This is a genomic window from Subtercola boreus, assembly GCF_006716115.1.
GTDB lineage: Bacteria > Actinomycetota > Actinomycetes > Actinomycetales > Microbacteriaceae > Subtercola > Subtercola boreus.
This window is the reverse complement of the sequence record NZ_VFOO01000001.1, coordinates 406054-426231: the sequence shown is the minus strand read 5'-3', so window position 1 is coordinate 426231 and position 20178 is coordinate 406054. Positions and strand designations below refer to the sequence as shown.

The following is a 20178-nucleotide window of genomic DNA, read 5'->3' as shown; positions in this document are numbered from 1 at the left end:
GAGAAAAATCACCTGGAGCACTTCTTGCCTACCTATTCCTACCGCTGCACCGAATGCGACAACGCGTTCGACATCCAGCAGGCGTTCACCGACGATTCACTCACTGTCTGCCCCGTGTGCGGTGGGAAGCTGCGCAAGGTCTTCGGTGCGGTCGGCGTGACGTTCAACGGATCGGGTTTCTACCGCAACGACTCGAGGGCGACGAAGACGTCGACCGACGGGCCGAAGAAGTCGTCGGGCGAGGGCAGCGGTGGCTCCTCGTCGTCGGATTCCACGTCGTCATCGTCATCGTCATCGTCGGACAGCAAACCGGCCTCAGCTCCCGCCAAGCCGGCGAGTTCATCCGGCGCAGCTGCCTGACCACCCGAGAAACGTAAGGAATAGCACATGTTCAAGGGCTTCAGAGAGTTCATCCTCCGCGGAAACGTGATCGACCTGGCAGTCGCCGTCGTCATCGGTACAGCCTTCACGGCAGTAGTCACGGCGATCGTCGGCGGCATCTTCAACCCGCTCATCGCCGCGGTCTTCCAGTCAGGCCAGCTCGATGACGCTCTGGACTTCACGATCAATGGCTCGACGCTCAAATTCGGGCTGGTCATCGGTGCGATCATCCAGTTCCTGATCATCGCGCTGGTCGTCTACTTCGTCTTCGTGCTGCCGATCAACCACCTCAAGAAGGTCGCCTTCTTCAAGGGCCAGCAGAGCCCGCCCACCGAGGAGGCCGCGGCCACTCCCCCCACCGAGGCCGAACTGCTCGCCGAGATCCGCGACCTGCTGGCCGCCCAGCGCTCCGTGGGCGCCACGACCGCGAGCCAGACGCCCGCGGGCCCGCCCTTCCCCAACGAGTGACCGCCGGCTCGTCGGATGACCGCGCTGCAGCCCTGCCCGTGAAGCAGGTGGGGCGGCGGCGCGTGAGCACCGCTCCTACCCCCGGCTCCGACGCCGAACCGCAGTCCGCCGCCGTCGTGCAGCCGCACCTCCGCGCATCCGTCGCCGACGAGGACACCGCTGCCGCCTGGGGCGACTCCCCCGACGACAACGAGTCGCGCCTCAAAGACGACGTGCCGCCCCACTACTGACGAGCGACTAGAGGCCGCCGTTGCCGTTCCGGTAGACGACGTCGCCATAGAGGATCGTCGTCGTCTTCGCCTTGCTGTTGCTGTATCGAGCGGGCCGGAACCAGACGGGCTGCCCGGTTCGGTCCAGCGCGGCAAGCGTGCAGCCGTGGCCGACGAGGGTCAGCGGAAGATCAGCGGAGTAGCTGACACCAGTCGGGAGGTTCGAACGAGCTGAGTCCAGCGCGGTGTGCAGCGGGTAGGTCTTCCCGTCGTCGCACCAGAGCGAAATCGCAAGGTCGGCGGTCGTTGCACCAGGCCTCACCCCGAAATTGATGCTTCCTTCAACGGGTGCAGTGCTGCGCTGATAGGCGCCGGGCTCGGGAACCGTGAACTGGGCGTAAGTCTGGCTCGCGGTTACCGGGGGTGCGATCGGATCCGCCTGAGCAGAAACTGCACCAGCGCCAATGAGCGCGACTGCCGAGGCAGCGGTGACTGCGCCGACAATGAGACGATGAAATGTGGTTGACACGGTGAAACCTCTCGTTGGGTGTTGACAACTGAGAGACACCGCCAACCGGCAGTCATTACGCGAAACAGCGAAAATTTGTTTCAGCTGAGAGTCAGACCGCGGTGAGCTGCCGCACGCCGATGACCGACGCGATGCGCGTCGCCACGGCCTCGGGGTCGGTGAACAGCTCGAAGCTGTGCACGCGCAGGTAGTGCCAGCCGAGGCGCTTCAGCATGTCGGGGCGGAGCCGGAGCGACTCGCGGAGGCTCATCGAGTGCACCACCGCGTCCGTCTCGACGACGATCGCGCGGCCCTCGTACGAGGCCACCAGCGTCAGCTTGCCGCGGTGCTCGAACGCAACCTCGAGGCCCCGGGCACCGAGGCGCCGGGCGAGGTCGATGAGCAGGGCATCCCCGGGGCTCGAGAACGTGTCGGGCGAGGGCCCGTTCTCGGCTTCGGTGAGAATCTGGCGCAGCGACACGACACCGTACGTCATGCGCTCCTCGTCGATGTCGGTCGGCTTGAAGCAGCTCACGATGTCCATCGAGCGGCGGGCCCTGGTCATACCGACCGCGAGCAGGCGCTCTCCGCCCGGTTTTGCGAGCGGACCGAAGTTCGACAGCACCCGGCCGTGCGGGGTGCGCCCATAGCCGACCGAGAAGATCACCCGGTCACGGCTCTGCGCCACCGACTGCTCGAGCGTCGCCACCATGAACGGCTCCGCCCGGTCCTTCAGGATGAAGTCGCTCAGGTCGCTGCGCTTCGCGAACGCTGCGAGAACGGCCTGCTGCAGGCGCACCGCGTGTTTGGCGCTGGCGGTGATCACCATGAGAGACTCGCGCGGGTACTTCTGGGCGTGGTCCATGACCAGCCAGACGACGCGCTCGACTTCGGCGTCGACACTCTCGACGGCACCGGTCTCGCTGTCGGGCATCCCGCCCGCACCCTCGAGGTAGTGCAGCGTCAGGCTGCCGTGACCGAGGAAGGTTCCCGCCCAGGGCAACGAGTCGATCTTGCCGTTGTAGAACCGGTGGTTCACGAGCTCGGCGAGGTCTTCGCCGCCGGCCCGGTAGCTGCGGGTGAGCGAGAGCGTGGGCACGATCTCGGCCAGGCGGGCCATCGCGGACTCCCCGGCCAGCTGCTCAACCGACTGCGCGTCGGCCGCAACAGCGGCGTCACCGGAGGCGCTCCGCGGCGCGGGCTGCACGACGGCCGCAACCGCGATCTCGAAGTGCGAGGGCGTCTGCGTGACGGGGTCGCCGAACGCCACGACCTGCCGGGCACGACGGATCGCGCCGGCGTTCTCAGCGAGCGTGGTCGCTCCGGCGTCGACGAGGATGACCGCATCGAACACGATCTCGTCGGTGATCTCGCTGACTTCGTAGGGGGACGCGAGCCAGACGGGCGCGAGCACCCGGCTGAGGTACGGCGCAGCCTTCTGCAGCGAGGCGGAGGTGACCCCGTCGCCCCGCAGCAGCGTCTTCAGTGCGGTGGCCTCGTCGGCGTGGTCGACAAGACCCACGCTCCACGTCTCCGAAAGCTGCCAGGAGAGGATCTGCCCGCTGACCGATGCGTGTGCCTCGTCGACGAGCACGAAGTCCGATTCCAGGCGGTCGAGGATGCCCGTGTTGGCCCCGAGCAGGGCGCGGTCGTTCGCGAGCATCAGTTCGAGCACGCTCTGCCACCAGGCCAGCTCGAGTTCGTCGGCCACAGCGTCTTCCGGGATGTGACGTTCGGAGAGGTCGGTGAGCAGGGGGTCGAGGGCGAGTTCCCGAAGGGTGTCGAGCAGTGCCGTGCGCTCCTGCAGGTTCGCGAGCACCTCGGAGTCGGCAGCGAGCCCGTCGAGCAGCGGGATCAGTTCGTTGATCGGCCGTTCACTCAGCTGGCGGGCCGATCCTGCGAGGCCGAGCGGAACATCCAGCCGCGCGAGGTCTTCGCTCACGCGCTGGAAGGCCACCTGCACGTCGTCGAGCCCGGTCGGCACCTCCGGCGGGATGCCGGCAGCGGCGAAACGGTGCCACAGGGTGCGCTGCTGCTGGATGCGACGGAGCGAAGCGTTGATGTCGCCGATGTGCACCCCGGGGCGCACGTACTCCTTCGCGAGGCTGCGGAGGCGACGACGGGAGGTTCCGGTCATCTGCGCGGAGTCGCGGCGTGGCCCGGTGGCCGCGATGATGTCGGTGAGGGACCGGTCGAACACGACGGGCAGGAACTTGTCGAGCGTCTCCCGCAGGTCGAGCAGCAGGCGGAGGTAGGAGCCGAGCTCGGAGATGGTCGTGAACTGTCGCATGTGCGTCTGTCCGACGAGCTCGTAGGCCCGGGTGAGCAGGTTCGGCAGGTCGGTGCGGTGCACGCGCTTGGCTGTTGCATGCACCTCGGCGGCGTCTTCTGCCGTGTCGAAGTTCGCGCCGTACCAGGGCGAGTCGCCCGGCCCGTAGCGGAACTCGCCGAGTGCCGCCGCCTTGATCAGCGTCTTCGCCGCCTTGCCGCGCCCCGAGGCGAGCGCCTCGAGCGACGGGCGGTCGAGGCGCGCGGTGGTGGCCGGCGGCTGGGGCAGCAGCGACAGGCGCGCAAGCTCCCGCAGGGCATCCAGAACAGAGACCTTCAGCAGCGGATCGACGCGGGACAGAGACTGGCGGTAGTCGAGCAGCACGTGGCGGAGCCGCACGAGCGCCTCGTCGACGTCGGCGACATGCGGCTGCATCGCCTTCTCGTTGCGGCCGATCGACTGGATCAGGTCGCGGCGGAGCGTGCGCGGCGACACCGCGGCCCCGGGCAGCCCGACGTCGTTCAGGCGGCGGGCGATGCCGCGGAGGCTGAGGCGGCGAGGACTCACGATGAGTACACGCTTGTTCTGCGCGACCAGGGCGCCGACCGCGTTCACGATGGTCTGCGTGCCGCCGGTGCCGGGAAGCGTCTTGACGACGAGCGAGTTGCCGCCCGAGATCTGCGCGACGACGTTCTCCTGCTCGGCGTCCGCATCGAGCAGCAGGGTGTCGGTCGAGGGTGTGCGCGAGTCCTGCGGGCTCGGCTCGACCGGGTGGTACGACTCCTGCACGGCCCGGCGCGCCGTGAGGCTGCCGGCCACGGCGTCGAGCACCGGATGATCGAGCTTCCGGGCATCCGACACCATCGACGTGGCGACATCGGCGAACGACGACACCACGAGCCGCGGCTGCACGCTGAACCAGGGCAGGTGCGAGGTGATGCCGCGGAGGTGGTCGATGACCGGCTGGGGCTTGAACACGCCGTTCGAGGCGGCGAGCGCGACGACCTGCTCGGCGTCGAGCGTGATCTGGAACTGCTCGGAGAGGGCCCGGGCGAGTTCGGGGTTGACGAAGGGCGCGCCGCGGAGCTTCAACTCGAAGTCGCGGCCGTACCGGCGCACCGAGAGCGGGCGGAGCAGAAGCGGAGCGCTGAACTCCTGCTCCTCGAGCTTCCACTGGGCGAGGCCGATCGCGAGGTGCACGGAGTCGATGCCGCGCACGGCACGGAGCTCCACGCCCTTGTCGGTGATCGCGCCGGCGGCGATGCGGGCGCTGCGAAGGGCCAGCTCGTCGCGGATGAGGCTCGACAGCAACGTCGCGTTGCCCGTGATGAACTGGGCCAGACCGCTCGGGTGCGTCGACGTCAGGTCGACCCTCGAGCGCGGCGCGTCGTCGAAGTGGATGAGCGGGCTGAGGCCGCCGACAGCAGCCAGCTGCTCCCGCCACTTTTGGCGGGTCGGTTCCACCAGGTCATCGGTGGAGATGATCGAGCCCGTTCTCATCGCCGTCTCACCTCTGCCGGGGGCTCCGGAATCGGCGCGGCGACCCCACGCCGACGTCGCTTCGTCGGTGCCAGACTCTTCAGGGTCTGAATCTCGTTTCTTATCGGCACGCCACACACAAGCACCTTATGCGCGACACGCCCGTATTCCCGGTAGGCGGGCCCGAGTTTCGCGGAGTGTGCGTGTCGGCTGGTTCGTCGAGCACCGCCCGGCGTGACAAAATCAGGTCATGACAGAGCAGGCGGAGCCCTCGCCACACTCCTTTGTACCGCCCCGGCTGCACTCCGCCCCGGGGAGCGGTGACGGCTGGGTCGAAGACGGTTCGGGCCGCAGGTTCTGGGGCCGTTTCGGGGCTGCGGGCCTGCTGGCGCACGACCCGGCCCGCGGCATCCTGCTGCAGCACCGCGCCAACTGGAGCCACTTCGGCGGAACGTGGGGACTCCCGGGCGGTGCGCGCCACGAGAGCGAGACGCCCGTACAGGGTGCCGTCCGCGAGGCGTCCGAAGAGGCGGGGGTCGTCGTCGACGCGCTCCGGCTCCGGATGACCTCCACACTCGACCTCGGGTTCTGGAGCTACACCACCGTCGTCGTCGACGTCACGGCACCCTTCGATGCCGCGGTCACCGACGCCGAGAGCATCGAGGTGCGCTGGGTGCCGGTCGACGAGGTGGCGGCGCTCCCCCTGCACCCGGGTTTCGGTGCGAGCTGGCCTGTGCTCAGCGCAGAACTGTCGCGGCGCACCGTTCTCATCGTGGACTCGGCCAACGTGGTCGGCTCCCGCCCCGACGGCTGGTGGAAAGACAGGGTCGGCGCCACCGAACGCCTCGCCGGCCGCCTCTCGCGCCTCGGCCGTGACGGTCTGAGCGCGGCCTCCCTCGGCATCGACGACGACCCGTCGCTCGCGGGCACGCGCTGGTGGCCGCACATCGTGCTCGTCACAGAAGGCCAGGCCCGCGCTGCGCGTCTCGACGCTCCGGATGTCGCGGCTGCTGCTGTCGCGGGCGCTTCCGCTTCGGGTGGCACAGGCTCGGGTGGCACAGGCTCGGGTGGCGCCGCTTCGGGCAGCGTCGGCTCGGGCGCTTCCGCCCCGGGCGGCGCCGCTTCGGGTGGCGTCGGCTCGGGCGCTTCCGTCCCGGGTGGCGTCGCTTCGGGGAGCGCCGGCTCGGGCGACCTCCTCGCGGGGCACGGTGCCGGAGAGGCGGAGCTCGCCCGGCCTGTCGAACTGCTCCCCGCCGAACACGACGGCGACCAGGCGATCGTCGACGCGGTGGCGGCCCACGCCGGTGCGTCCGACGTCGGCTCCGGATCGAACGGCGCAAGCGCGGCCACCGGCGCGTCGGATGCCGCCCCACGCATCTTCGTCGTGACCGCCGACCGCGGCCTCACTGCCCGCGTCGAAGCCCTCGGGGCCACCGTGCTCGGCCCCTCCTGGCTCCTCGCCCTCCTCGACGCCGCCTGACCCGCCCCGCCCTCCTCTCGCGGGCCGCCGGCCCCTCGAAGGGACGCAAACTGCTCCAAACCAACGCGCAGCGCACAGTTTGGGGCCCTTCGACCGGTCAGGCCGGGGTCAGGGACACTAGGGTGAACTCGCGCACCCGACCGAAGCGGGTGGTGCCACACGTGCTGAGCAGCGGCTGCGAGAGTGTCTCCGCGACGACGACCTCGATCCGGGCATCCGCGACCCCGACACTCGCCGCCGCGCCAGCCGCGCCCGCGCCACCTCCCGCCGCGCCAGCCCCCGCCGCGCCAACGCCCGCCGCGCCAGCCGCGCCCGCGCCAGCGCCGGCCGCGAGCGTCACGACCGTGACGCCATCCACGCCGCCCTCGCGCTCGGCGAGCGGCGCGAACGCCGCGAGCCGGTCGACCCCGAAACGCTCCCGCGCGAAGTGCTGCGCCGCCTGCACCGGGTGCGTCAGCGAACTGCGCCCGCGGAAGAACCGCTCGTCCACCCGGCCCTCCCGCGCGAGGCGCACCACCGCGACCGCGTCCGCGTCGTCGACCCGGCCGTAGTAGAGCCCCTCCGGGAACAGCACCATCGTGCCCGCGAACCGGTCGCCGCCGAGGTGCGAGCACTCCCAGGTCTCGTGCGGGAACTCTGCCGCGAGCGCACCCACGACCGGCCTCCCCCGCACCGCGCAGCACTGGTCGTGTTTGGCGTGGGTGCACACCGCGTAGACCGGCTCCGCAGAGTGGATGCCCGTCGACCCGTCGAGCGGAACCTCGAGCAGCTCCCCCGGAGCATCCACCTCACCCCACCGCACCTCTTCGAACCCGGGCCGCGAGTCGACGAACGCCCACCGCCAGCGGGTCTTCGCCCCCGGATCGCGCCGCCCGGTGCGCCGGATCGCCAACGGTCGCATGCCTGCCGCTTCGACCCGGGACACGATCCGCTGCCCGAGTTCCCGCCCGAGCGCTGAGGACGTGAACGCGTTCATTCCCCACGAACCCTCGATCTCGACGAGGAACCACTGCAGTCCGCGCGAGCCCGTCGCCCAGAGCGGATCCTGCCGCCCGCGGGACCGGTCGCTGCACGGCAACCAGTCGGGGATGCCCGCCCCGAGCCTCTGGGTGGCCGGAAGCGGCACGGGCAGCATGCCGAGCCGCGCCGCTCGCACGGGTGCCGGCGCCGCCGCAGGCACGGACTCCGTCGCGCGCGGTCGGAACGGCAGCCCTCCGCCCGGCTCCGTCACTGCCGCGCGCCGCGGGCGCCCGGGTGACTCACGCCGGCACCACGACACCCTCGCGGAGCAACCGCCGCACCACCACCACTGCCGAGTCCCCGTCGAGTCCCGGCAGATCGGCCACCGCGACCGGTTCGCCCATAAGTACCCGTTCCAGCGCAGGTGCCGCTTCGGCGGGCAGCGAAAGCGTCTTCGAGCCGGCGACCAACCGCACGTTCTCCCCGACGTGTTCGAGCCGCGCGCGCAGCGACCTGCGGAGTCGCACCTCGGTCGCAGGGCCGAGGGAGGCCAGCGCATCCACCGTGGCGAGCGGCGCCACGGGCTCGGGCCGGGTGTCGCCCGCCAGACGCCGCGACAGCGCACACGCCACAGCGTCGACCTGCCGGGCGGCGGCGGCACGATCATCCGGAACCGCCAGCGCAGCCCGCAGGGCGCCCAGCACCTCGGAGACCAGGGGCCGCACAGCGTCGGCGTCGCCGAAGTCGAGTCCGAGCGGCAGGGAGAGCCGCAGAGCCTCGGTCTCTCCGATCACCGAGAGCAGGGTCTCGGCGACATCGGCCCGCGTGTAGGCCGCAACGCCGATCGTGAGGTGCACGGAGGTGCCGCCGAGCGCCTCCGCCGAGTGGATCCAGCCGCGCGGCAGGTAGAGCACGTCACCGGGCTTCAGCACGCTGTCGAGGTAGGCGGCGCCGGATGCCCGTTCTGCCACAGCAGCGCGATGGTCGCTCCACGGCTGGTCGCGGAGCGGGGCGACGTGAACCGGCTCGTGGATGCGCCAGTGCTTCTCACCGCTGATCTGCAGCACGAAGACGTCGTGCACGTCGTAGTGCGGATCGAACCCGCGGTTGGACGCTGGCGTGATGTAGGCGTTCACCTGCGCCGGATGCCCGAGGTCGTCGGTGAGCGCCCGGGTGAAGTCGATCAGGGCCGGCCAGGTGCGGTGCAGTCCCTGCAACACGATCGTGGCACCGGCGGCGAACTCCGCCAGCACCTTCTCGCTCGACACCTGGTCGCCGACCTCCGCGCCGAAACCGCCGGGTGCCGTGTACGTCTTCGGTGACAGCACAGAACCCTCCGTCGCCATCCGCATGAACGGGGTGCGGAGACCGCGCTCCGAGACGAGCTCGTCCACGGCACGGGCGGTGAAGAGGTCGTCGAACCGGGCGTGTCCACCGGCATCGGCCTCGTTCAGGAGCGGCTTCGTCGCCCAGTACTCCTCGCCGAACTGCGGGGCGTCATCGCCGACCAGACGGGCCAGGGCGGGGTGTTCATCCATGGGTCTCTCCTGCGTGGCAGCGGTCCTGCCCGGCTTCGGGCTGCTGAACATGAGAAAGCGCGGGCCGGTCGCCCGACCCGCGCTCGAAATCAGGCACTACGCCGAGCCGTCGGCTCCGCCATCGTGGCCGCCGGGGTTCGCTCCGCCATCGGCGGTACCTTCCCCTTCGTCGGCCGAGCCATCGGCTCCGCCGTCGTGGCCGTCGGGGTTTGCTCCCCCGTCGGCGGGACCTTCTCCTGCGCCGGCAGAACCATCGGCTCCGCCATCGTGCCCATTCGGGTTTGCGCCGCCATCCGCGGGACCCTCTCCGCCCGCTCCCTGTTCGGTGGTGATGTCGTCGTCGTCGATAGCCATAGGTCGTCCTCTCGGTACCGTCCGGCGGTCGTTGCCGGAAGCGACTTCAGCCTACGCCGATCCTCCGACAGCGCGTAGTGCTTGCCTAGACTGGCCGTATGAGTATCCTCGCGTCCGTCTTCGTCGGCATCACGGCACTGCTCCATGTGTACATCTTCGTGATGGAGAGCCTGCAGTGGCGGCGACCTGTCATCTGGAAGCGGTTCGGCCTCACCTCCCAGGCAGATGCAGACACGACGGCGCCGCTCGCCTACAACCAGGGCTTCTACAACCTGTTCCTGGCCGTCGGTGCAGCAATCGGACTGGTGCTGCTCTACACGCCTGCCCACGTGGTCGGCTTCACGCTCGCCGTGTTCACGATGTCCTCGATCGTGCTGGCTGCCCTGGTGCTGCTGTCCACGGGCCGCGAGCGGTTGCGCGCAGCCACCCTCCAGGGCACTCCGGCGCTCCTCGGCCTGGTCTTCCTGCTCATCGCAGGCTGAGCCGGGCTCTGGATGTCGCGGGGGTTCACGAACCCGCAGGCGCCAGGCCCGCGCGACCCTCAGGCCCGGTTGCGGATGTAGCGGATCAGCGTCGCGATCACACCGATCAGCAGCACGGCGATACCGATGTAGATCAGCACCTTCGCCGCCTCGACGGCGACCCCCAGCACGAGCAGGATGATACCGACGACGATGATTCCGATGAAGAGTCCCATGGGACCATCATTGCCCGGTGGGCGTCTTCGCGGGCGGCCTTGCGGGACTCGCGCGGAATCGCTATCTTTCGCGGCTGGTCAGAGAGAGTTGTTGACAGCGACCCAGGTCAGCGCGCCCGTGCCCCCGACGAGAACAACCGCGGCCGCCACCCGCACGAACACATTGCGGGTGAACTTCTGCCACGGAGTGGTCAGTTCCGGGCGGGAGAAGTCAGGCTTGCGACGACGTCCCGAGGACCCGGATCTTCTGGTGGAGGAGCGAGACGTCGATGGCACTTGGCCATTATTCATGAAGATCGCCGATTCGGGTAATCTCTCGACACATGATGTTCTCGCGTTCGGCAGAGCGTGCAGACGCACTCCTCCGTCGTCTCGGGCCTGCCCTCCCCTCAGCCTCACCGGGATCCCACCCGCCGGTGGTGCTGATCGACGGGCGATCCGGATCGGGTAAGTCGGAGCTGGCCACCGCCCTCGCCGAACGCTGGCCCGGGCCGGTCACCCTCGTGCGGCTCGACGACATCTACCCGGGGTGGGACGGTCTCGACGCCGCCTCGGCGCACGTGCACGATCACCTGCTGGCGTCATCGGCCCCACGGTGGCAGCGCCACGACTGGGTCACCGACACCGGTGCGGAATGGGCATCCATCGACCCGGCCCTCCCGCTCATCGTCGAGGGGATCGGGAGCCTCAGCCGCCAGAACGCCGCCCTCGCGACCCTCCGCGTCTGGGTCGAACTCGATGACGCAACCCGCAAGCAGCGCGCCCTGGCGCGGGACGGCGAGGCCTACGCGCCGCACTGGGAGCGCTGGGCTGCCCAGGAGCGTGCCTTCATCGCGCGCGAGCACCCGCGCGCCCTCGCCGACGTCGTCTTCACCGAGGACGACGATCCGGATCCGAGGCGCTGAGCCCGTCGGATACACCCTTTGCTCAAGCCCCGCGCGCCCGCTTGGCCCGCGCCGCAAAGGCATCGAGGGCGGCCAGCACCTCGCGCGCCTCGTAGACCCGCATCCGCGACGCGGATCCGATCTGGTGCAGGATGCCGTCCCCGACCAGCCGGTCGAGGCCGTTCTGCGCGTTCCGTTCGCTGACACCGAGAGCCGCGCCGACCGTATTCGCGTCGATGACAGGCTGTCGTTGGAGAACGTCGAGCAGCCGTCGACCCGCACTTCCCGCTCGTGGTGTGGCGTCACGCTCCCAGCGCGCGCGAATCGCTGTGAGGTCGACGACGAGTTTCCGCCCACTGACCACTGCCTCCAGAGAAGCATCAGTCACGGCGCGGATGATCGGGACGACATTTCCGGCGCGATAGTCGGTGAGCGAGGCGAAGTACGCGGACGTGTCGCGCAGCAGTCCAGCCGAGACGGGCACGGTGACCTGCCGCGTCACACCCAGCCTGTGCAACATGGCTTGGATCAGCGCTCGACCTGTTCGTCCATTGCCGTCCGGGAAAGGATGGATGGTTTCGAACTGCGCATGGGCGATCGCGATCTGGGCAATCACCGGCAGATCGGTTCGCCGGGCGAACTCAACCAGATCATCCATCAGTTCGGCCAGGCGTTCGTGCCGGGGCGGGACGAACGCCGCCGAGTGCGGACTGTTCGCGTACCCTCCGCCGATCCAGACAGCCTGATTGCGCCACGCACCCGTGTGTTCGGGCTGGTCGTTTCGGAGAAGCGCCGACTGCATGCTGATGATGGTCGCGACGTCGAGCTCTTCGGCCATCTCGATCGCAGCCTCCATGGCACGCACGTTGCCCACGATGAGGCGAGAGTTGCCCCCGGCCTTCCGGCCGAGCTCGGCCAGCGCGATGCTCTTCGCGGACGCTGTCAGATGTTCGATTTCAGAACTCGCGGCGCTCTCGCTCCTCAGAAGGATGGCCGAGAAAGGCGCGGCGATCGCTCCGACCTCGCTGTCGAACCGAGCGAGCTCGATCACCGCGTCTTCAGCGCCCGTCACCGTTTCAGAGTCGAGCGCAGGAATCTGCAGGCCCGCGATGAGAGGCGGGATTGCGGCGTCATACGGCCCTCGGGCTTTCAGCGCAGCCCGCCGAGACACCCCCGGCTCACTCGACGCCTGCCAGTCGACGGACTCGAAGCCGACCGCCGGCCATTCGCGCTCGTTATCCGTCGTCATTCTCACATCTTACCGATGGTTATATGCATAACCATCGGTAAGGGCGGCCAAAAGCAGCGGATGCTAGAGATTCGTCGGCCGCTGATCATACAATTTCGTCACCAGCGCACCTCGCCGGAATCCTCAGCGCGGAGCGAGATCTCGAACCCCAGTGCCTGGAACACATCCATGAGCTTTCCGGCCTCGACAGTGGGCTTGCCGCCTTCGAGGTCGGCCACGAACGATCGTGAAACCCGAGCGCGTTCCGCGAGTTGGAGCTGCGTCAAACCGGCCTGCTCCCGCAGTTCACGAACGACCGCTGCCGCTTCTCGCACTGTCCGCATGGTCGCCCCTGTCGCCGTACGCACACATTAGCAGATGTCGCCGTACGCACACAGAGAAGCCTGCCGCCGTCAGCACACCGAACAAAAGCAGGGTGCCCCTGGAGGGACTCGAACCCCCAACCTAATCCTTAGGACGGACTTGCTCTTCCATTGAGCTACAGAGGCTGACCGCACGAGTTTACAGCCTCCGGCGCGGAGCGGGAGCAGCGCCCGGCGCCGAAGGGGATGCACAGCATTCGTTCGGGTTGGTGAATCACCGCAGCCGCAGCATCCATCTGCGCGGCGGCGATGTTAGACAAGACCGTGGACGTGCCCCGACGGGGGTGCCCGAGCGCCCGAGGATCCATGAACACTCCGACCCATCCCGCCCTGCGAGGCACCGTAGCGAGCCGTCGAGGCCGCGCGCAGAGCGTCAGCACGAAGGGCGCGCGCGGCGCGACCACGCTGAAGCGCCGAACACGCACGGTCACCACGGGCATCCTGATCGCCGCTCTCGCGATCGCCGGCACCATCCTCGGGCCGACGACCGCCGCGTTCGCCGACGACTACCCGACGTGGGACGACGTGCAAGCCGCCCGCAGCAGCGAGTCGGCGAAGGGGGCGGAGGTGCAGCGCATCAACGCGATCATCAGCGACCTGCAGCAGAAGGCTGCCGCCGCTCAGGCACTGGTCGAGCAGCGGAGCGCCGAGGACGAGGCCGCACAGGCGGCGCTTGCCGCGGGCCAGAGCAAGGCCGATTCGCTGGCCGCGAGCGCCGCGACCTGGCAGACGAAAGCCGACACCTCCAGTCGACAGGCCGCCCTCATCGCGGCGACGTTCGCCCGGTCGGCGGGCAGCCAGAACATCACGTCCCTGCTGCTCGGCAGTGATTCGAGCGAAGCCAGCGACCTGCTCTCCCAGCTCAGTTCGATGGGCAAGCTGAGCGAGACCATCACCGGCATCTACGACCAGGCCAAACAGGACGCGAACACCGCCGCCTCGGTCAGCGCGCAGGCGCAGGTGGCGAAGGATGCTCTGGCCGGCCTCGCCGCGGCAGCACAGGCCGCGCTCGAGCAGGCCGCGGCCGCGCAACGCGACCTCATCGCCGCGCTGAACGAGCAGAGCGCCCACCAGGAGGAGCTGTACGCCCAGCTGGCCTCCCTGCAGAGCAACACAGCCACGACGGAGGCGCAGTACCAGGCGGGCGTCGAGGCGCGCGCCGCCGCTGCCCGTGCCGCCGCAGCAGCAGCGGCCGCCGCACGGGCAGCCGGAAGCGGCGTCAGCGTGGGCCCGGTGTCGGGCGACCAGCAGGCGCTCGCCCAGGAGCTGATGGACTATGTGGCCAGCGGACAGTTCCGCGGCTCCTACCCCGACCACATCTTCGAGATCTCGTACATCGCGGCGGGCAAGTCGGTTCCGAACTGCGGTATCGACACGGTGATCCTGCAGGCCATGGTGACGGCGGTACGCGCTTTCGGCAGCGCCGCGGTGAGCGACATCAGTCGCCGCTGCACAGGCCAGATCGAGGGCGCCGGGACGGCATCCGCCCACTACCGGAACGGCGGCGGGCACGCGGTCGACTTCATCGCGGTGGGCGGTGTGGGGCTGAACGGCTCGAACAACGCGTCGATCAACCTGATCAAGGCGCTCGACCCGATCATGCCCTACGGATCGGGCCTCGGGCAGCGCAACTGCCGCACGTCGGCGGGCACAGAACCGAGCCTCAAGAACTTCTCGGACTTCTACGACACCTGCAACCACCTGCACGTCGACGACTTCTAAGTCGGCCCTCAGCGTACGGCTCTACACCCGGTATGGATGCCCGGGCTGTTGCGACGCGCCCGGAATCTGCATCACATCCCAGCGAACTGTAGGCAACACGCCGGGGTGTTGCTACTGTTAACGCTGTTGTTGGTGTTATAGCAGTGACTCGTGTGACTGGAGTGACGACTGTGGCAAACGTAAACAGACTCGAGGATCCATGTCGTCATCCCCCCGCCGCGCTGCCCACCGCCGCGCTCCGTGGAGAACCCTCGTGGTCTCACTGGCCGTCACAGCCCTCGCCGTGACCGCGACGATCACCGGCGGTTCGCCGGTGTACGCCGACAATTACCCGAGCTGGAACGATGTCGTCGCAGCTCGCGCGAACGAAGCGTCTAAGCAGTCCGAGATCGGCCGCCTGCAGGGGCTCATCTCGGGGCTGCAGAGCCAGGTCGCCGCAGCGCAGGCCGTCGCCGACAAGGCGTGGGCCGCGAATGAGGCCGCGCAGAACGCCCTGGCCGACGGCCAACTGAAGGCCCAGCAGCTCCGCAGCCAGGCCGCCGAAGCCACAACCAAGGCGGAGGCCTCCCGCAAGCAGGCCGCAGCGCTCACCGCGCAGTTCGCCCGCTCAGCCGGAACAGACCTGTCGATGAAGCTGCTGGTCTCCGGGGAGAAGAGCGACAACCTGCTCTACCAGCTCGGCGCCATGTCGAAGCTCGGCGACACCTCGAAGAAAGTGTTCGAAGCCGCTACCCAGGACGCGAACAACGCGACCTCGCTGAGCGCTCAGGCCGATGAGGCCGAGAAGGCCCTCACGAGTCTCGCCGACGCCGCAGCCGCCTCCCTCGCCGATGCGGTGAACGCGCAGCAGGGCCTGAAGGCCGCTCTGCTCGAGCAGGAGGCGCACCAGGACGAGATGACGGTGCAGCTCGCCGCCCTGACCAGCAACGCCATCACGACGGAAGAGCAGTACAACGCCGGCGTCGTCGCCGAACAACAGCGGAAGCTCGCCGAGGAGCAGGCACGCGCTGCCGCCCAGGCCGCGGCCGACGCGCAGGCGGCTGCAGCAGCCGCGGCGGCAGCGGCAGCGAACCCGGGGTCGGGCAGCTCCGGCGGTGGCTCGTCGGGCGGAGGCAACGGCGGCTCGTCCAGCGGTGGTTCCAGCGGTGGCAGCGGCGGCAGCGGCGGCAGCAGTTCACCCGCACCCGCCCCGATAATCGACTCCCCCGGCCAGCCCTTCGACGGTAATGCCGTCGTCGCCTACGCCCAACAGTACGTCGGCGTCGTTCCCTACGGCTGGGGCGCGAACCCCAACGACAGCTTCGGCTGCGACGGGCTCACCCAGTGGGTGTACGGCCACTTCGGCATCAAACTGCCTCGACTCGTCAGCGCCCAGACCGCGATGGGCGTGCGCGTCTCGTCGTCGCAGGTCCGCGCCGGAGACCTGGTGGTCTGGCCGAACGCGCACGTCGGAATCTACGACGGCCACGGCGGCGTCATCCACTCCCCCGACTGGGGCCGCTACGTGACGCACAACCCCGGGCTCTGGGGCAGCTACATCTTCATCCGCATCGTCTAGTAGCGGCAGGCGCTGCTGTGGGCTCCGGATGACCGGCTCACGATCATCCGGAACCCGATCATCCGGAACCCACGCCGGCTACGCGGCAGGCTGCAGGTAGCCCTCCCATTCGGGCTCGGCACGTTCGACCCCGCGGACGAACCAGCCCGCATGGTGCGGCATGCGCGGCTGGCCACCGCGGAGCGACCAGCCCATCTCCGCCGGGGTCCGGTCGCTCTTGAGGTTGTTGCAGCGGAGGCAACAGGCCACGAGGTTCTCCCACGTGTCCTTCCCGCCCCGGGAGCGCGGCTGGATGTGGTCGATCGTCGTCGCCGACTTTCCGCAGTAGGCGCAGCGCTGGTTGTCGCGGCGCAGCACCCCACGCCGGCTGACGGGAACCTGGCGCGAGCTCGGAACCTTCACATACCGCGTCAGCAGGATGACCGACGGCCGTTCATACGCTCCGGATGACGCCCACACCGGCGCATCCTCATCACTCTCGACGATCTTCGCCTTGTCGTTCATCACGAGCACGAGCGCTCGACGGAACGACACAACACCCAGCGGCTCATAGCCCGCGTTCAAAACCAGCGTTCGCATTTTCTCCCTTTCGAGGCCCCTGGTCGGCTACCAGGGATTCCACGGTGCTGATGGTCCTGTCATCCGCCAGGCGTGCGGGCACAAAAAAAGGCGTTGTCATGAAGACAACGCCTTACCACGCAGTGAACCGCGGGCTATGTGTACGCACTGGAGTATTCGCACGCCGCGCAGCACGTCACCCGTGGTGGGGATGCAGGCTGCCTGGTTCACGAACTCTCCCGATGGATCGAGGAATATCAGTGCGAGAAGGCTAACAAACTCCGGCCCGAATCCCTAGGCTTCGGCGACGCGGGATGCAACCTGTAACGGACTGTTCACACAGCCTCACTCTGTTGAGAGCCGCACCCGGAGTCAGCTCAGGGTCGAGCCGCGGGCACTGATGAAGTCGACGTGCAGGTGGCTACAGGAGTCGCTGAACTCGGACAGGTTCACGAAGCCGGAACCGGATGACCGGCAACCGCTCTGGCCGACATTCGTGTTCGGCGGCACGAGCGGGTCGAGCAGCCGGAGCAGTTTCATCGAATCCGAATCGCCGCCGGTGAGGCTGTGGCCGTTGAGGATGTAGAAGTCCACAGCGTGCCCGCCCCCTGCCCGATAATGCGGGGAAGCCGTACCGGCTCCCTCGATCTGCCCGGTGCAGAGCCGGTTGATGTCGCTCACCCCGACCTTGGAGAAGTTGTCGATCGCGACCTTGATGGTCTGCAGCACGCGGATGTCGACGCCGCAGCCGTCGACCACCTGGCCCGCGGCGAGGTACCCGATCTCCTTGATGTGGTCGGGGCGGGAGCCGACGAGCTGCCCGGTGCCGACGGCATCCATCAGCTGCTGGGCGAGCGCCTGCACGGCGGGCGAGACCGTCGAAGGGTAGGCCGCAGCCGCAATCGCGCTGCCCGACGAGAGCTTCAGGGCCGCAGCCTGCGAGGCGGCCTGTGCGGCGGCGGCTGCGGCCAGCTGCTGCGCCTTCAGCTCGTCCTGGGTGGGTGCCTTGTAGTCGTCGCGAGTCACCGAGAGCGCGGCCTGGTCGAGGCTGCTCTGGATGCTCTGCTGCCCGGCACCGAAGGGCGCCGAGTCGGAGACGGGGGTGAACGCGCCCGACGTGGAGAACGCGTAGGCGGGAAGCGCCATGGTCGCGATCAGGCCGAAGGCGGCAGTCATGACGGCGATGTTCGCGACCCTGCGCTTCTTCGAGGGCTTCGACCGGCCGGGCCGACCAAGCAGCGCAGGGGCCGTGGCGGGGGTGCGTGGCGCAGAGCGCGGCCGCGCGACATCCCGGGGCGGAGGCGCGGCAGCTGCCGCATGGGCCGCGGGTGTGACTGGCGCCAGCACGATCTCCGACGGCGCAACTGCGGTGGAAGTGATCGCCGTGGGCGCGGCTGCCGCGGGGGTGCTCGCGACGGGCACGACCGCCGCCGGGCTGATCGACGCGGGCACCAGGTGCGCCATCACCTGTGGAGGGATGACCGGCACCGGCGCGACGACGGGTGCACCTGCCCGTACTGGCGCAGCCGCACGCGTCAGGTGCTCGACGATCCCCTGCGGGATCTCCGTCGCCCGACCGCCGTCAGCACGTTCGCTGAGAAGCCGCTCGTACTCGCGGCGCGCTCGCCTCGTTGATGGAACTTCAGTCATGGAGGGGCTTAGATACCCAACCGCACGAAGTAGTAGCTGCCCCAGACCGGGCGGTACTCGACGAAACGGCCCCAGTCGGGCGAGTCGATCATCTTGCCGTTGCCGGCGTAGATGCCGACGTGGCCGATCGAGTAAATCATGAGGTCGCCGGGCTGTGCGTCCGACGCGGAGATCCGCGTGCCCATGGCCGCCTGGTTGCTCACCGTACGGGGCAGATTGATGCCGAACTGCTTGAAGACGTACTGCGTGAGTCCGTCGCATCCGAAGCTCGTGTCGGGGCTGGCGCCCGAACCGTAGGGGACGACGCCCACGAACTGCATGGCGAAGTCGACGACGGCCTCACCGCTGTAGGGGCCCGACGGCGGATTGACGACGATGCCGCTGTTCGACGACGCGCTGGCCTTGGACGTCACCGACGTGCTGGCCACCGTGGCGACCTGTAGCGCTGCTGCCTTCGCGGCGGCAGCGGCAGCCTCGGCTGCGACCTTCGCCTTCTCGGCAGCGACGTCGTCCTTGCTCGGAGCGACGTAGGCGTCGCGGCTCACCGTCGAGTCGAGGGCGGCAGCATCGACCGCGAGGGTCTGCTGGCCGGTCTCGACCGAACTCAGGGAGGCGCTCGGGTCGAAGGCGCCGGCGGTGCTGAAGGCGTAGGCCGGGAGCGCCATCGTGGCGATCAGACCGGCAGCTGCCGTCATGACCACAGTGCTGGCGATGCCGCGCTTCGTGATCTTGAGGGACTTGCGGGGTTTTGCGTGGGAGACCCTGGTGCGGGTCAGGCTCTTCGGGTTGGGCTTGGACTCGGGTGAGCCTGGCAATTCGCTCGACAGGGGCAAGATTCTTTCCTCCGGCACGCTGCGGTCTAGGTCGCAGCCCCGGCTCTCAGCCGTGCCCTCGGGGGAGAGGACCGCGGAGCGCCGGGTTTGTCTGTGTCTGTGATTGGTTGTCTTCGTCGTGCCGGGGGCTGGTTCTCAGCCCCGTGGACTTGTTCGATGGTACGGGAGGCCCCCGGCTTTGTCACCTTGAAACACCCAATTGCAACAAATTGGTAACGAAGATTGACCCTTGCCAACTACCTGACGGGGAAACGAATCAGATGCCGACGAAGATGTGACTCGCCACCTCGTTGGGCAGCTCGAGCCCCTGGCTGAACCCCTCGACCTCGACCAGAACGTAGGAGCCGGCGGCCGAGAATGCCGCCGAGTTGCCCGGAACCACACCGGACTGCTTCAGCTGCAGCAACAGCTCGGGGTCGACCTGTGCCGGTTCGCCCAGGCGCCGGATGATCTTCGTCTGCGGGCCCACCGCACCGTGCACCAGCGTGACGATGTTGACCACGCCCCGGGTGAAGGGGATCGCCTCCGTGTCGCCGAGCTCTTCGAGACCCGGGATCGGGTTGCCGTAGGGAGACTCCGTCGGGTGGTCGAGCATCTCGAGGATGCGCCGCTCCACCTGTTCGCTCATCACATGCTCCCAGCGGCATGCCTCCTCGTGCACGAACTCCCAATCGAGCCCGATGACATCGCTGAGCAGGCGCTCGGCGAGACGGTGCTTGCGCATCACGTGGATCGCCTTTCGGCGACCGGGACCGGTCAGCTCGAGATGACGATCGGTGGAGACCACCACCAACCCGTCGCGTTCCATGCGGCCGACGGTCTGCGAGACGGTCGGGCCGGAGTGCCCGAGGCGCTCAGAAATGCGCGCCCGCAGCGGGGTGATGTTCTCTTCTTCGAGTTCGAGAATGGTTCTGAGGTACATCTCAGTGGTGTCGATCAAATCCGCCAACGGCCGCTCCTTGCTTCTCGCGCACGTAGGGTACAAGACTACTGGGCACCGATGTGGGCGGTGCACCCCG

General features: G+C 68.6%; 20 protein-coding genes, 1 tRNA gene and 1 pseudogene. 8 read left to right on the top strand and 14 right to left on the bottom strand.

The window, feature by feature from the left end:
* Window positions 1–24 precede the first annotated feature (24 nt).
* From FB464_RS02090 to FB464_RS19665, 3 genes are all read left to right on the top strand, one after another.
* Window positions 25–360, top strand: a complete 336-nt coding sequence (locus FB464_RS02090; protein WP_116415329.1) for an FmdB family zinc ribbon protein — start codon at window positions 25–27, stop codon at window positions 358–360.
* Window positions 361–387: 27 nt separating this feature from the next.
* Window positions 388–849 carry a large conductance mechanosensitive channel protein MscL gene (gene mscL / locus FB464_RS02085; RefSeq protein WP_116415330.1) on the top strand — a complete coding sequence of 154 codons (462 nt, stop codon included), beginning with the start codon at window positions 388–390 and terminating at the stop codon, window positions 847–849.
* A 62-nt stretch (window positions 850–911) separates the two neighbouring features.
* Window positions 912–1079 (top strand): hypothetical protein, encoded by a 168-nt coding sequence (locus tag FB464_RS19665; protein ID WP_170151938.1) that lies wholly within the window; start codon window positions 912–914, stop codon window positions 1077–1079.
* A gap of 7 nt (window positions 1080–1086) precedes the next feature.
* Here the strand turns inward: FB464_RS19665 and FB464_RS02080 are convergent, their stop codons facing one another.
* Window positions 1087–1587, bottom strand: a complete 501-nt coding sequence (locus tag FB464_RS02080; RefSeq protein WP_142206586.1) for a hypothetical protein — start codon at window positions 1585–1587, stop codon at window positions 1087–1089.
* A gap of 91 nt (window positions 1588–1678) precedes the next feature.
* Entirely contained in the window at window positions 1679–5335 is a 3657-nt protein-coding gene (locus FB464_RS02075) for an ATP-binding protein (protein ID WP_116415333.1), read from the bottom strand.
* Window positions 5336–5564: 229 nt separating this feature from the next.
* Here FB464_RS02075 and FB464_RS20540 point away from each other — a divergent pair.
* A pseudogene (locus FB464_RS20540) lies at window positions 5565–5963 on the top strand (NUDIX domain-containing protein); the annotation flags it as partial.
* 928 nt (window positions 5964–6891) lie between these two features.
* On the opposite strand, the gene FB464_RS02065 reads toward FB464_RS20540, so the two are convergent.
* From FB464_RS02065 to FB464_RS02055, 3 genes are all read right to left on the bottom strand, one after another.
* Window positions 6892–8025 (bottom strand): ferredoxin family protein, encoded by a 1134-nt coding sequence (locus tag FB464_RS02065; RefSeq protein WP_246092880.1) that lies wholly within the window; start codon window positions 8023–8025, stop codon window positions 6892–6894.
* Window positions 8026–8053: 28 nt separating this feature from the next.
* Window positions 8054–9292, bottom strand: a complete 1239-nt coding sequence (locus FB464_RS02060) for a cupin domain-containing protein (RefSeq protein ID WP_116415335.1) — start codon at window positions 9290–9292, stop codon at window positions 8054–8056.
* Between the two features lie 96 nt (window positions 9293–9388).
* On the bottom strand, window positions 9389–9646 hold the full coding sequence (locus FB464_RS02055; RefSeq protein ID WP_116415336.1) for a BatC protein: 258 nt from the start codon (window positions 9644–9646) through the stop codon (window positions 9389–9391).
* Window positions 9647–9744: 98 nt separating this feature from the next.
* Between FB464_RS02055 and FB464_RS02050 the strand changes: the two genes are divergently transcribed.
* Window positions 9745–10128 carry a DUF1304 domain-containing protein gene (locus FB464_RS02050; protein WP_116415337.1) on the top strand — a complete coding sequence of 128 codons (384 nt, stop codon included), beginning with the start codon at window positions 9745–9747 and terminating at the stop codon, window positions 10126–10128.
* A gap of 59 nt (window positions 10129–10187) precedes the next feature.
* Here the strand turns inward: FB464_RS02050 and FB464_RS02045 are convergent, their stop codons facing one another.
* Window positions 10188–10343, bottom strand: coding sequence for a hypothetical protein (locus tag FB464_RS02045; RefSeq protein WP_142206585.1), 156 nt, complete (start codon window positions 10341–10343; stop codon window positions 10188–10190).
* Between the two features lie 78 nt (window positions 10344–10421).
* Window positions 10422–10619 (bottom strand): hypothetical protein, encoded by a 198-nt coding sequence (locus tag FB464_RS02040; RefSeq protein WP_142206584.1) that lies wholly within the window; start codon window positions 10617–10619, stop codon window positions 10422–10424.
* 47 nt (window positions 10620–10666) lie between these two features.
* On the opposite strand from FB464_RS02040, the gene FB464_RS02035 reads away from it, so the two are divergent.
* Window positions 10667–11248, top strand: a complete 582-nt coding sequence (locus tag FB464_RS02035; RefSeq protein ID WP_246092879.1) for a nucleoside/nucleotide kinase family protein — start codon at window positions 10667–10669, stop codon at window positions 11246–11248.
* Between the two features lie 22 nt (window positions 11249–11270).
* On the opposite strand, the gene FB464_RS02030 is transcribed toward FB464_RS02035, so the two are convergent.
* The 3 genes from FB464_RS02030 to FB464_RS02020 all read right to left on the bottom strand — a co-directional run bounded on the left by FB464_RS02030 (window position 11271) and on the right by FB464_RS02020 (window position 12964).
* On the bottom strand, window positions 11271–12476 hold the full coding sequence (locus FB464_RS02030) for a Fic family protein (RefSeq protein ID WP_116415338.1): 1206 nt from the start codon (window positions 12474–12476) through the stop codon (window positions 11271–11273).
* A gap of 98 nt (window positions 12477–12574) precedes the next feature.
* A complete protein-coding gene (locus FB464_RS02025) occupies window positions 12575–12799 on the bottom strand; it encodes a helix-turn-helix domain-containing protein (RefSeq protein WP_116415339.1) in 225 nt (74 codons plus the stop codon).
* Window positions 12800–12892: 93 nt separating this feature from the next.
* Window positions 12893–12964 (bottom strand) — tRNA-Arg (locus FB464_RS02020).
* A 180-nt stretch (window positions 12965–13144) separates the two neighbouring features.
* Here FB464_RS02020 and FB464_RS02015 point away from each other — a divergent pair.
* Window positions 13145–14560, top strand: a complete 1416-nt coding sequence (locus tag FB464_RS02015) for a coiled-coil domain-containing protein (RefSeq protein ID WP_116415340.1) — start codon at window positions 13145–13147, stop codon at window positions 14558–14560.
* 199 nt (window positions 14561–14759) lie between these two features.
* Window positions 14760–16118, top strand: a complete 1359-nt coding sequence (locus tag FB464_RS02010; RefSeq protein ID WP_116415341.1) for a C40 family peptidase — start codon at window positions 14760–14762, stop codon at window positions 16116–16118.
* Window positions 16119–16196: 78 nt separating this feature from the next.
* Here FB464_RS02010 and FB464_RS02005 read toward each other — a convergent pair whose 3' ends face one another.
* The 4 genes from FB464_RS02005 to FB464_RS01990 form a co-directional block, all read right to left on the bottom strand.
* The gene (locus tag FB464_RS02005) at window positions 16197–16697 is read right to left on the bottom strand and encodes an HNH endonuclease (protein WP_116415342.1); all 501 of its coding nucleotides are present in this window, start codon (window positions 16695–16697) and stop codon (window positions 16197–16199) included.
* 351 nt (window positions 16698–17048) lie between these two features.
* Window positions 17049–18326 carry a hypothetical protein gene (locus FB464_RS02000; protein ID WP_142206583.1) on the bottom strand — a complete coding sequence of 426 codons (1278 nt, stop codon included), beginning with the start codon at window positions 18324–18326 and terminating at the stop codon, window positions 17049–17051.
* A gap of 8 nt (window positions 18327–18334) precedes the next feature.
* Window positions 18335–19159, bottom strand: a complete 825-nt coding sequence (locus FB464_RS01995) for a C40 family peptidase (RefSeq protein ID WP_142206582.1) — start codon at window positions 19157–19159, stop codon at window positions 18335–18337.
* A gap of 256 nt (window positions 19160–19415) precedes the next feature.
* The gene (locus FB464_RS01990) at window positions 19416–20108 is read right to left on the bottom strand and encodes an iron-dependent transcriptional repressor DtxR (protein ID WP_116415346.1); all 693 of its coding nucleotides are present in this window, start codon (window positions 20106–20108) and stop codon (window positions 19416–19418) included.
* Between the last annotated feature and the right edge of the window lie 70 nt (window positions 20109–20178).